Origin of the sequence: Streptomyces sp. NPDC048825 (assembly GCF_043198355.1) — a bacterium.
Taxonomy (GTDB): Bacteria; Actinomycetota; Actinomycetes; order Streptomycetales; family Streptomycetaceae; genus Streptomyces; species Streptomyces xiangluensis.
This window is the reverse complement of record NZ_JBICUR010000011.1, coordinates 99,586-111,620: the sequence shown is the minus strand read 5'-3', so window position 1 is coordinate 111,620 and position 12,035 is coordinate 99,586. Positions and strand designations below refer to the sequence as shown.

The following is a 12,035-nucleotide window of genomic DNA, read 5'->3' as shown; positions in this document are numbered from 1 at the left end:
AGCCCCTTCGGGATCAGGCCGGTCGTGTCGGAGTCGACGGCGCGGGTGGAGTCCCGGGCACCCCCAGCAGCGGTAGCCACACCTCGTCCACGATCTCGACGATCGATTCGTCCGACGCCTCGCGCATCGTCAGAAGCATGTCGTGGCGCAACACGTCGAACGGCAGGTTCACCACGCGGGACGAGCGGGGCGCGTCGGGCAGTTCGCCTCGTTCGACCGCGCGGGCGACGATCATCTCGAAGGGGGTCGCCCGGCCCGGCGGGATGAGGGCTTCGCGCAGTTCGCTGAAAGTGGTGGCGGTGTCGCGGAAGTAGTCCATCAGCTGCACGCTCATCATCGTGACCATCTGTACGCGGCCGGCGTGGGCCTTGCGCAGGAAGCTGATCGCGTCGTCGCGGAGGCTGCCGGCGTCGGGCACCGCGATCGGCTGCCAGAACTTCTTGAGGGTGGCCAGCAGCAGGTCCTCTCGCTGCGGCCAGCGCCGGTAGAGCACGGGTCTGCTCGTGCCGGCGCGGGCGGCGACCGCTTCGTAGGTGAAGGCGGGGTTCCGTAGCGTCCGTGGGCGCCCGCCGCTCGAACGCCGCCAAATGCCGGTTCCCGGCAATGAGGAGAGCTCGAGGGGTGCACGTATCGCCCGTGTTCCGTTCTGCCGTCAGGAGCGAAGAATGCTCGGGTGACTCTGGCGGCGAAGACTGACAGTCCCCTCCCCAGGAACCGTACGGCGACCCGGGCCGCCGCGGTGATCGGTTCCGTGGGTGTGCTGGTGGCGGCATGGCTGTTGCTGGTCAGCATGGCCGGCGCGCTCGACGACGAACGCGCCTTCAGGGCCGCGGTCGGCTGCGCGTCCGGCAGCGACGGGCCGGACCGCCGCGACGACGACTGCCTGTGGACTGTCGCGGCGCGCATCGACCGGACCGAGCGCGAAACGGGACGGAAGACGTCCTCGTACTGGCTGTACATCACCGAGGCCGACGGGACGTCCAGCCGTACCCGTATCGCGGGCAGTGCGCAGGAGCACCCGGTCGCCCGGGCGAAAGCGCGCGTCGAGGTCACGTATTGGCGGGGGCAGATCCGGTACGTCGACTTCGATTCCGGGCGCCGGTACACGACCGCGGACCCGCGCGGCGACTACAAACTCTTCTGTGCCTGGGGCCTCGCCGTCGGTTTCCACGGGTTGCTCTACCTGTGGCTCTGGTATTGGCACGCCCGGCTCTCCGGTGGCCCGCCCAGGACCGCCGGATGGCAGGCCGGTGTCCCGATCACGGGTGGGTTCTGCCTCACCGCGGGCGGGGCGTTCGCGCCGTGGCCCACCGACAGCCCTGCGGCGGCATTCCGGCTCGTCGGGGTGTGTGCCCTGGTGGTCGTGGCTGCCTGTTCGGTGGCCGCGCTGGTTCTGTGGTGGCGCCGACGCGGTGACGACACCATTGCCGTGACCCCGGCCGTGCCTGCCGCGGAGCAGGTCTTCCCGGGCCGGATCCTGGGCGAGATCCCGTACGCATCCGGCACATCCCGCAAGGGATATCTGGTGGCCGGCCCCGCCCGTCTGGCGGCGACCCCGGACCGGACCGGCGCCGCCGACCGCCGGCAGGTGCCGCCCACCCTGACTCCGATCCGCGTCCGCCCGCCCTACTGGACGGACCCGGCGCGCGCCGGAAATGCCCTGCGGTCCCTGGTCCTGGAGTGCGAGGACGACGGCGTACGGGTGCTCATCGTGACCCGCGGAAAGCACATGCGCTGGGTCCTGGGAGCCCTTCAGCCGACACCCTGCGCGAACAGTTCCGGACGTCGGAACACGGACGTCCCCTGACCTGGAACAGCAGACCTGGAGCAGCTGACCTGGAACAGCCCCTGAACGGGCAGGAGTTCGGCGCATCGCACTACGATCACCGGCTATGGACTGGCTCGAGCGCACCGCGAAGCTGAGGCAGTGGAGCAGAAGCGGAGCACGCGCTCCCCACAAGCCGTTGCTGTTCCTGTACGCCCTCGGCCGGTTCCAGCGGTCCGGCGACGGTGAACTGCAGTACAGCGCGGTGGAGAAGGACCTGCGGCAACTCCTGGCCGAATACGGGCCGCCCAACAAGACGACGCCCGCCTATCCGTTCCACCACCTGGTGAGCGACGGGGTGTGGGAGGTGCGTACCGATCGCGGACCAGGCAGCCCTGGCAGCGGGGTAACGGAGCTGCGAGCCACGGGAGCTGCGGGGCGGCTGGTGCCGGAACTGCGGGTGGCGCTGAGACGGGAGCCGTCGCTGCTCGGCCGGATGGCGCGGGTCCTGCTCGACCTGAACTTCCCGCCCTCGCTCCACGGTGAACTGTGCGAAGCCGTCGGACTGGAACTGGAGCCGGCGGAGACCGAACAGCTCGCGACTGTGCGGAGGCAGCGGGATCCGCGTATGCGGGAGTTGGTCCTGACGGCGTACGAGTATCAGTGCGCCTTCTGCGGCTACGACGGCAGGATCGGAGCGGTTCCGGTCGGGCTGGAGGCCGCGCATGTGCGCTGGTGGGCGTTCGACGGCCCGGACGACATTGACAACGGACTGTGCCTGTGTTCGCTGCACCACAAGCTCTTCGACAAGGGCGTCCTCGGCATAGGGGACGGCCACCACATTCTGGTCTCGCAGCAGTTCGTCGGCCGCAGCCCCGCCGCCCGCGAGCACGTCATCGCGCTCGCGGGCCGTCCGCTCATCGGCCCTCAGCCGGGCGCCCGCCCCATAGCGGCGGCCCACCGTTCCTGGCACACGAGCCAGGTCTTCCACGGCAGATCACGACCCGTCACGGCGGCCTGATCGCCGAATTCCCTGGTAAGCGGCGCGATACCAGAAGGATGGTCTGTTGTATGGCGACGAAGAAGGTGACGGTGACGATTCCCGAGGATCTCCTGGACGAGATCCGCGCGGATGCGGCAGAGCGGGGCCTGTCGGCGTATGTCGCCGAGGCGCTGCGCTTCAAGCGAGACCGGGACCAGGACCGGCTCCTCGAACTGGTCGACTGGCTGCAGGAAGAACACGGCCCCGTCACTGAGGACGAGCATGCGGCAGCTTTCGAGGAGCTGGAGGACCTCGACGCCGAACACGAGCGGCGCCGCGCCACCGCAGAGCACAACGGCGGAGAGGCCGCGTGAAGAAGCGGGCCGGTGAGTACGGGCAGCGGCCGCTCCGCGTCTTCGTACTGGACTGCGAAGCCCTGTCCCTGGCCGTGCGCGGCGACCGGAAGATGATCGCCTGGCTCGACCTCGCGGCGCGAGGGGAAGCCGAGGTGGTGACGTCCCCGATGACACTGGTCCAGGCGTACGACGGCAGAACGACCGAACAGCGCTGGGACTGGGTACTGTCCCGGCTCCAGGTCGTCGTCATCGGGAAGGACGAGGCCCGCCAGGCCCGCCGGCTCCTGGCGGACGCCAAGTTGCACGGCCACAAGTACGCGATCGACGCCGTACTCGCCGTCATCGCGCGACAGCAGAAGGGACAGGTCACCGTCTTCACCTCGGACGTCGACGACCTGGAGAGGCTGGTTCCGGACACGATCGTCGTCAGGAAGGTGTGAACGGAGGAGAGCCGACGCCGACCTTTGGTCCGACGGGCTGTTCCAGTCGGCGCTGCGGGCGGGTCGGGGTCGCCTTCCTGGTCACCACCCCGGTCAACAAGTGGATGATCGGCCGCGGCTAGGGCCACGCCGTCCTACATGCCCACCGCTGGGCACTCACATCGAGTGGTCCGGACCATGCCGCAACAACCCAGGTCGCTGATCTGGGGGTTCGGCATTTCATGCGTGATGATGATGATTTGGCGGGTAAGTACCAAAAAGGATCGAATGTCGGGGTGTGTGGTGCGCTCTCAAGTGCCGCGGCGACACGTGCCCTGAGCTGTGCGGATCTCAGCGCGGTCGAGAACGCGAGTAGAGCGAGATGAGCGATCATGGAACGGCGTGCCGTCGACGACCAGGAAGCGCGTTCCGTCGGGGACGTCGCAGGCGAGGCGCCCACCGCACGCGCCAACGTCGACGAACACGGCACCGTGACCGGGTGGAGTGAGGGTGCCGAGCACCTGCTCGGGTACGCGTCGGCGCAGATCCTGGGTCGGCCGGCGGCCTCACTCCTCGCCGAGCAGCCCACCACGAGCGACCTCCCAGTCTTCTCGGAACTGCCGAGGTGGCACGGCACGCTCGCTCTCCGGCACCGCGACGGCCACCACCTGGAGGCGAGGGTCCTGGCGCATCACAGGATGCCGGACGATGCGCCCCACGACTGGCTCCTGGTTTCCGCCGTGACCGGAGCGCAGCCCCATCGTGACGACGAGGCGCTCGTGAGGCGGGGTTTGCTCGACTCCCCGTGCTGCGCGACCTCGGTGTACGACACGGACCTGCGCTTCCGCCGGTCCAACCGGTCCGGGCAGGACGCACTGGGCCTGAACGACGACGACATGCGTGGGCTGCGGCTGACGGACGTGCTCGCCGAACCGGTGGCGGAGGAAGTCGAGCGGCGGATGCGGCGGGCCCTGGAAACCGGCGAGACGCAGTACATGGAGAACCACGCGCGCGCCCCCGGCGAGACCCGTGAGCACGCCTGGTCGGTCCACTTCTACCGCCTGGAGGGCCCGGACGGCCGCGTCCTGGGCGTGGCGTCCACCGGGCACGACATGACCGAGCAGTACTGGGCCCGCAAGCGCCTCCAGCTGATCGCCGAGGCCAGTACCCGTATCGGCAGCACGCTCGACGTGACGCGGACGGCCCAGGAGCTGGCGGACGTAGCGGTTCCGGGACTCGCCGACTTCATCAGCGTCGATCTCCTGGCGTCCCTCGACGGCCCGCCCGAGCAGCCCCCGGAAGCGCTGATGGCAGGCGGCCGTCTCACGCTGCGGCGCATCGCCCACCAATCCGTGTATCCGGGAAGCCCGGAGGCGGTCATCGCGCCGGGTGAGGTGGACGAGTACCCGGAGGGCTCCCCTCCGGCGGTGAGTCTGCGGTCGGGACGCGCCGTGCTGTACCAGGTGACCGAGCCGGCGATCGCCGACTGGGTGGCCGAGGATCCGCTCCGGTCCTCCCGGATCCGCGAGTTCGGCTTCCACTCGGTGATGACCGTGCCTCTGACTGCACGCGGAGCCACGCTGGGCGTCGTCGTCTTCGCTCGTCACCGGCACCCCGACCCGTTCCAGGAGGACGACCTGGTGCTGGCCGAGGAACTGGCGGCCCGGGCGGCGGTCTGCATCGACAACGCCCGCCGCTATACCCGCGAGCGCAGCACGGCGGTAACCCTGCAGCGCAGCCTGCTGCCGCAGCGGCTGCCGGAGCAGACCGCGGTGGACGTCGCCTTCCGCTATCTCCCGGCCGGTGCCCGGGCCGGGGTGGGCGGAGACTGGTTCGACGTGATCCCGCTGTCCGGAGCCAGGGTGGCGCTGGTCGTGGGCGACGTCGTGGGCCACGGCATCCACGCCGCCGCGACCATGGGACGGCTGCGTACGGCCGTACGGACACTCGCCGACATCGATCTGTCCCCGGACGAACTGCTCACTCACCTCGACGATCTGGTGGGCCGCCTGGCCTTGGAGGCGGAGGGCGCGGAGCGGACCGCCGGGAACGCCGGAGAAGGGGAGACCACGGGAGACGTCGGGGCGACCTGTCTCTACGCTGTGTACGACCCCGTCTCCCGCCGTTGCACACTGGCCCGGGCCGGGCATCCGCTCCCGGTCGTGGTGAGCCCGGACGGCACCGCGGAACTGCTCGCCGTTCCGGCGGGACCCCCGCTGGGCCTGGGCGGACTGCCCTTCGAGGCGATGGAGACGGAACTGCCGGAGGGCAGCCTGCTCACCCTCTACACCGACGGCCTCATCGAGTCCCGCGACTACGACATCGACGACGGCGTTGCCCGGCTGCGGCGGGTCCTCGCCGGTCCCGCGGCCTCCCTGGACGTGCTGTGCGACACGGTGCTCGCCACTTTGCTCCCCGATCGGCCCGCCGATGACGTGGCTCTCCTCGTCGCCCGCACCCGGGCACTCAAGGCCGACCGGGTCGCCACCTGGGAGGTGGCCCCGGATCCCGCCACCGTCGCCGACGCCCGCAAGAACGCCGTCGATCAGCTGGCGGCATGGGGTCTGACCGATGCGGCCTTCGTGACCGAGCTGATCGTCAGCGAACTGGTCACCAACGCCATACGGCACGCCGAGCCGCCCATCCAGCTGCGTCTGATCCACGACCGGAGTCTCATCTGCGAGGTCTCGGACGCCAGCAGTACGGCACCCCACATGCGCCGCGCCCGAACCTACGACGAGGGCGGCCGAGGCCTGCTCCTGGTCGCTCAGCTGACCCAGCGCTGGGGCACCCGCCACACCACCAAGGGCAAGACGATCTGGGCGGAACAGAGTGTCGAGTACAGCTGACGCCCGCCTGCGGCAGCTCCGCGCGACTACGCGATGCGGTACCTACGGGTGAGGAGAACGCCGGCGGATTCCCGCGCGCGAGCTCGTTGCCGATCTCCTGTCCCTGTCAGGCAGAAGGCTCGGACCACAGAAGGGGTCGAGCCCTTGTCACGTTCTCTGGACGTCCCGCAGGCCGAGGCACTCGGCCAACGCGCCGAGCCGCTCCCCTTCGCGCCGCGTGCGGGACTCGGGCCGCGACCGGAAGCGCGACCAGCCACACACAACCCGCACCCGTCAAAGGCACCCCGGCCCACCACCCCCACAGCCGCCCCGCCCGACCGCCGGAGGCAGCCCCGTTAGGCTGACCCCGTGAAGCTCCTCGTCATCGGCAGCGGTGCCCGCGAACACGCCCTGTGCCGCTCTCTTTCCCTCGATCCCGCCGTCACCGCCCTGCACTGCGCCCCCGGCAACGCGGGCATCGCCGAGGTGGCCGAGCTGCACCAGGTCGACGCCCTCGACGGCAAGGCCGTGGCCGCGCTGGCCACGGAGCTCGACGCCGATCTGGTCGTCGTAGGCCCGGAGGCACCGCTCGTCGCAGGGGTCGCCGACGCCGTGCGCGATGCCGGCATCCCGGCGTTCGGCCCCTCCAAGGAGGCCGCGCAACTCGAGGGCTCCAAGGCCTTCGCCAAGGAGGTGATGGCGGCCGCGGGCGTCCCGACCGCCCGCTCCTACGTCTGCGTCACTCCCGAGGAGGTCGACGAGGCGCTCGACGCCTTCGGCGCTCCGTATGTCGTGAAGGACGACGGCCTCGCGGCCGGCAAGGGTGTCGTCGTGACCGGCGACCTCGAGAAGGCAAGGGCGCACGCCAACGCCTGCGACCGCGTGGTCATCGAGGAGTTCCTCGACGGCCCCGAGGTCTCCCTCTTCGCGATCACGGACGGCGAGACCGTCGTCCCGCTGCAGCCCGCCCAGGACTTCAAGCGGGCCCTGGACGGCGACGAGGGCCCCAACACCGGTGGCATGGGCGCGTACTCGCCCCTCCCGTGGGCGGAAGCCGACCTGGTCGAGGAGGTCATGAACACCGTCCTCCAGCCGACCGTCGACGAGTTGCGCCGCCGGGGCACGCCCTTCTCCGGCCTCCTCTATGCGGGCCTGGCGATCACCAGCCGGGGCGTACGGGTCATCGAGTTCAACGCCCGTTTCGGCGACCCCGAGACCCAGGTCGTCCTGGCCCGCCTGAAGACTCCGCTCGCGGGCGTACTCCTGGCCGCCGCGCAGGGCACCCTCGCCGACCACCCGAACCTGCGCTGGAGCGGCGACGCGGCCGTCACCGTGGTCATCGCCTCACACAACTACCCCGCCACCCCGCGCACCGGCGACCCCATCGAGGGCCTCGACGAGGTGGCCGCACAGGACGCTCCGTATGCGTACGTCCTGCATGCCGGCACCAGGCGCGACGGCGACGCGATCGTCAGCGCGGGCGGCCGTGTCCTCTCCGTCACGGCGAGCGGTACGGACCTGGCCCGGGCCCGCGAACGCGCATACGCGGCCGTCGACCGCATCCGCCTCGACGGCTCGCATCACCGCACGGACATCGCGGCCAAGGCGGCGGCCGGATCGTAGCCATCCTTCTCACCCTTCCCATCAGGCTTTTCTCACCCCTCCCGTCAGCCACCTCTCCCCAAAGCCATTCCATCGAGTGACCGATCCCCTATCCGGCTGACGTGGGCCAGAGCCCCAACTAGGGTGCGGCGCAAGCGGTCCGGCACTTGGCCCACCGGCATTGCGATGTCAGTCCTGGGTGCCACAGTGGGGGAGTGAGCAACGCCATGGACGTCCGCCGGCAGTGGCTGGGTATGCACGCGCCGGGCGGCTTTAGGGGGTGACACCGGTCGTGTCCGGTACGGGTGTGGAGGCGGGCGCGCAGAGCGCGCGTTCCCGGGCTCTCGCCGTGCTGCGTATCCGCAGCAGGGCGCTGGCCGTCGCCCTGCTGCCCACGGCCGTCGCCGTCGTCCTGCTCGTCGCCGGGGCCATGGACCACGTGGACGGCGCGGGCTGGCGGCTCGCCAGCTGGATCCTGGCCGCCGTCGCGTTCCTGGCCCTCCTCGCCGCCGTGGGCATCGCATTGGTCGTCGCCCGCTCCCGGCCGGCCGTGAGCCCCACGATCCCGATCCCCGAGGAGTCCGCGCCCGATCTGTACCGCATGGTGCGGGACCTGGCCGACCGCCTCGAGGTGCCCGCCCCCTCCGCGATAGCGCTCACCCCGGACTGCGACAGCTGGCTGGAGGACCGCACCCATCCGGCCCACGGCCCACCCCGGCCTCAGTCCCCGGACGAGATAGCAGGCGTACGCGGCCTCCAGACCCGCACGCCCGCCGCGCCCGTCCTCGTCATAGGCTCGCCCTTCCTGTGGTGGATGCGGGTCGGGGAGCTGCGCGCGGTCCTCGCACCGGTCGTCGCGGGTACGGGACCGTCGGCGCACCCCGACATAGCCGCGGCCCGCCGTTTTGTACGGGGCCTCGACGCGGCGGTGGCGGTGACGGCCGCCCCCGCACGTGGAGGTGTCCCCCACGTGGCCTTCGCCGGAGTCGGCTGGGTCGCGCGGCTGCTTCTGCGCAGCTGCCGCGGCCATGCGGCGGAGATGGAGCGGGGAGTTGCGGCGGCGGCAGCCGACCGTGCACAGGCTGTGGACTACGGTCTGCGGATCGTCGCGCAGGAGCAGGTGGGGCTCGCGTATGCGGGCTGGGACCGGCTGCTGACCCGCGTCGCGCTCCCGGCCTGGCGTATGGGCCGCTGGCCGTCCCGCCTGGACGCGGGCGTCGTCGCGGCCCTCACCGAACTGTCCCGGCGTGACCGCCTCGCCGAGGGGTTCGCCTCCCGCCTGGGCGAGCGCCCGGCCTGTGACCTCCTGGAAGAGCCCGGTGTGATGGACGAGGCCGCCTCTCTCCTCGCCGCTCGCCTCTTCCACGGTGGCCCTGCCGAGCCTGGCCCCGACTGGGCACCTGTGGACTGGGGTGAGTACCCCGATGAGGTCGTCGACCGCAAGTGGCGTATGGACGCGGCGCGGCTGCACCGGGTGCTGGACGCACAGGGCGTCAGCCGCTCCTCGGATCCGACGGTCCTGGCGCCCGGGGGACCGACGCTGGCGCGGGTGATGGATCACCTGACGGGAGCGGAACGGGACGACGGGGGCGGTGATACGGCGCGGGTCCCTCAGGAGACGGCCCCGGCCGAACCGGACGCCCCGCGCGACGCCGCCTCGCCGCTCGAGCCCCCAGATTCATCCGGGGCGCATGCGTACGAGGACGACGACGGAGGTGGCGTCGCGAACGCGCGAACCGCTGCGTTGGCGGCGGGGCTCAGTGCGGAGCTCGCCCGCGAGGAGGCTGTGGCGCCGACGATACGTTCCGCATCGCCGCTGGCCGGCGGCCCCGTCGGCCAGGGCGGTCCGGACGCCGCCCTCTGGGACGACGGGATGCTGCCGCTCTTTCCGCTGCAGCAGCCGCGGACCGCGCGCGAAGTCCTCACGGACCATGTCACGGCGATGGTCTGCTGCGCTGCGATGGACACGGCCGGTGCGAGCCCTGGCCTCGACTGGCTGGACGGCCCGTCCCTCCTCATCAACGGCGAACGCTCCGCCGACCTCACGCCCCGAGTCCTCACCCTGATAGAGGACGGCGATCCCGCGCCGCTCCGGGACTGGCTCCGCCATGTCGGCATCCGGGCGGAGAAGCCGGTTCGGCTGGTCTGATTTCGTTTGCCGGGTGCGGGTGGCCACCGCCGGGAGGGGACGTGGGCCGGTGCGTCGTATGGCCGTCGCCTTAGGTTCTGTCTCAGGCCACCCGCACTGTGTACCGACACAGGGTCGTACGCCCCGCCTGCGACGGGCTGACGCACCGGCCCACGGCCCCGACCCACCACCCACCCAAGGGGCGCGGGGCTGTGACATCAGCGGCTCCGCCGCGGGGCGCGACGAGCCACGACGAACCCGCAGCCGCGACACGAGTGTCACCCCCCACCCCCTCACGGGGGTCTGGGGCGCAGCCCCGGGGCCAGGCGATAACAACGAAACGTAACCCTCCGCCTCCGTAATGTGATGTGCTGATACCGCGTCATACGCACAGCAAGGGCTTATGGGGGCACAAGGGAGGGGACAACGCATGGGCTCGGAACACATCCGCCGCTGGGAATCGGGTGCGTTGGCACATGCCGTGACGGACCCCTTCGGCCAGGGCCCCGTCCCCTGGCTGCGCGGCAGCGAGCACTACTTCGACGACACCGGCCAGGTGGTCCCCTGGTACGTGGACGTGGACCCTGCCCCAGCCGCCGCTGCCCACACCACAACCCGGACAGCAACCCGTACACCGAAGATCCCCACCCCCCGAACCGCCGGAGCCCCCCGCGCGGCCGACGACGTCCACCGTCAGATCAAGGGCTTCACCTCCACCGGTGCGGCAGCGCCAGGCGAGGCCATCGACTTCCACATCACTGTCGACCCGCCCCAGCAGTTCAGCGTGGACATCTACCGCATCGGCCACTACGCGGGCGAAGGCGCCAGAAAGATCACCACCAGTCCCCGCCTCCAGGGCATTGTGCAACTGCCCCCGCTCACCGCCGACCGCACAGTCTCCTGCCACCACTGGTGGCTCTCCTGGCGCCTCCAGATCCCGAGTTACTGGAGCATCGGCGCATACGTCGCCGTCCTCACCACCGCCGACGGCTACCGCTCCCACATCCCCTTCACGGTCCGCGACACCCACCCCGCCGACCTGCTGCTTCTCCTCCCGGACGTCACCTGGCAGGCGTACAACCTGTACCCCGAGGACGGCCGCACCGGCGCGAGCCTCTACCACGCCTGGGACGAGAGCGGCCGGCTGCTCGGCGAGGCGGACGCCGCGACGACGGTCTCGTTCGACCGCCCGTACGCCGGCGCGGGCCTGCCGCTGCACGTCGGCCACGCATACGACTTCATCCGCTGGGCCGAGCGCTACGGCTACGACCTCGCCTACGCCGACGCCCGCGACCTGCACGCCGGCCGCGTCGACCCCACCCGCTACCGCGGCCTGGTCTTCCCCGGTCACGACGAGTACTGGTCGGTGCCCATGCGCCGCACCACCGAACTCGCCCGCGAACACGGCACCTCACTCGTCTTCCTCTCCGCCAACACCATGTACTGGCAGGCGGAGCTGAGCCCCTCCCCGTCAGGCGTACCCGACCGCCTGCTCACCTGCCTGAAACGCCGCGGCCCCGGAAAACCCGCCCTCTGGCGCGACATCGACCGCCCGGAGCAGGAGCTCCTGGGCATCCAGTACGCGGGCCGGGTCCCCGAACCGCACCCCCTGGTCGTCCGCAACGTCGAACACTGGCTGTGGGAGGCCACCGGCGCCCACGAGGGTGACGAACTGAAGGGCCTGGTCGCAGGCGAGGCCGACCGCTACTTCCCGCGCACCCCGCTACCCGAACACCAGGGCCGTATCCTCCTGGCCCACTCCCCGTACCGCGACGCCGAAGGCGCCCTCCGCCATCAGGAGACGTCCCTGTACCGCGCCCCCTCCGGCGCCCTCGTCTTCGCCTCCGGCACCTTCGCCTGGTCCCCGGCCCTGGACCGCCCGGGCCACGTCGACGAGCGCATCCAGCGAGCCACGGCCAACCTGCTGGATCGCATCTGCAAGCGAGACTGACCCC

General features: G+C 71.0%; 9 protein-coding genes. 8 read left to right on the top strand and 1 reads right to left on the bottom strand.

Translation table 11 applies throughout. From position 1 onward, the window contains the following. Positions 1 to 13: 13 nt before the first annotated feature. On the bottom strand, positions 14 to 604 hold the full coding sequence (locus tag ACGFNK_RS25760) for a TetR/AcrR family transcriptional regulator (protein ID WP_393419587.1): 591 nt from the start codon (positions 602 to 604) through the stop codon (positions 14 to 16). A gap of 69 nt (positions 605 to 673) precedes the next feature. Here ACGFNK_RS25760 and ACGFNK_RS25755 point away from each other — a divergent pair, with 69 nt between their 5' ends. The 8 genes from ACGFNK_RS25755 to ACGFNK_RS25720 all read left to right on the top strand — a co-directional run bounded on the left by ACGFNK_RS25755 (position 674) and on the right by ACGFNK_RS25720 (position 12,031). Further along, complete coding sequence (locus tag ACGFNK_RS25755) at positions 674 to 1,807, top strand: hypothetical protein (protein WP_393419585.1); 1,134 nt, start codon at positions 674 to 676, stop codon at positions 1,805 to 1,807. 85 nt (positions 1,808 to 1,892) lie between these two features. Next, positions 1,893 to 2,786, top strand: a complete 894-nt coding sequence (locus tag ACGFNK_RS25750) for a phosphorothioated DNA-binding restriction endonuclease (RefSeq protein ID WP_393419583.1) — start codon at positions 1,893 to 1,895, stop codon at positions 2,784 to 2,786. 50 nt (positions 2,787 to 2,836) lie between these two features. Continuing rightward, complete coding sequence (locus tag ACGFNK_RS25745) at positions 2,837 to 3,121, top strand: CopG family transcriptional regulator (protein WP_393419582.1); 285 nt, start codon at positions 2,837 to 2,839, stop codon at positions 3,119 to 3,121. Further along, the gene (locus ACGFNK_RS25740) at positions 3,118 to 3,543 is read left to right on the top strand and encodes a hypothetical protein (RefSeq protein ID WP_393419580.1); all 426 of its coding nucleotides are present in this window, start codon (positions 3,118 to 3,120) and stop codon (positions 3,541 to 3,543) included. Before ACGFNK_RS25745 ends, ACGFNK_RS25740 begins: the two co-directional genes overlap by 4 nt. A gap of 371 nt (positions 3,544 to 3,914) precedes the next feature. Continuing rightward, positions 3,915 to 6,371 (top strand): SpoIIE family protein phosphatase, encoded by a 2,457-nt coding sequence (locus tag ACGFNK_RS25735; RefSeq protein WP_393419578.1) that lies wholly within the window; start codon positions 3,915 to 3,917, stop codon positions 6,369 to 6,371. 348 nt (positions 6,372 to 6,719) lie between these two features. Continuing rightward, entirely contained in the window at positions 6,720 to 7,973 is a 1,254-nt protein-coding gene (purD, locus tag ACGFNK_RS25730) for a phosphoribosylamine--glycine ligase (RefSeq protein ID WP_393419576.1), read from the top strand. 271 nt (positions 7,974 to 8,244) lie between these two features. After that, positions 8,245 to 10,101 (top strand): hypothetical protein, encoded by a 1,857-nt coding sequence (locus ACGFNK_RS25725; protein ID WP_393419574.1) that lies wholly within the window; start codon positions 8,245 to 8,247, stop codon positions 10,099 to 10,101. A 409-nt stretch (positions 10,102 to 10,510) separates the two neighbouring features. Further along, a complete protein-coding gene (locus ACGFNK_RS25720) occupies positions 10,511 to 12,031 on the top strand; it encodes a N,N-dimethylformamidase beta subunit family domain-containing protein (RefSeq protein WP_393419572.1) in 1,521 nt (506 codons plus the stop codon). Positions 12,032 to 12,035: the final 4 nt, after the last annotated feature.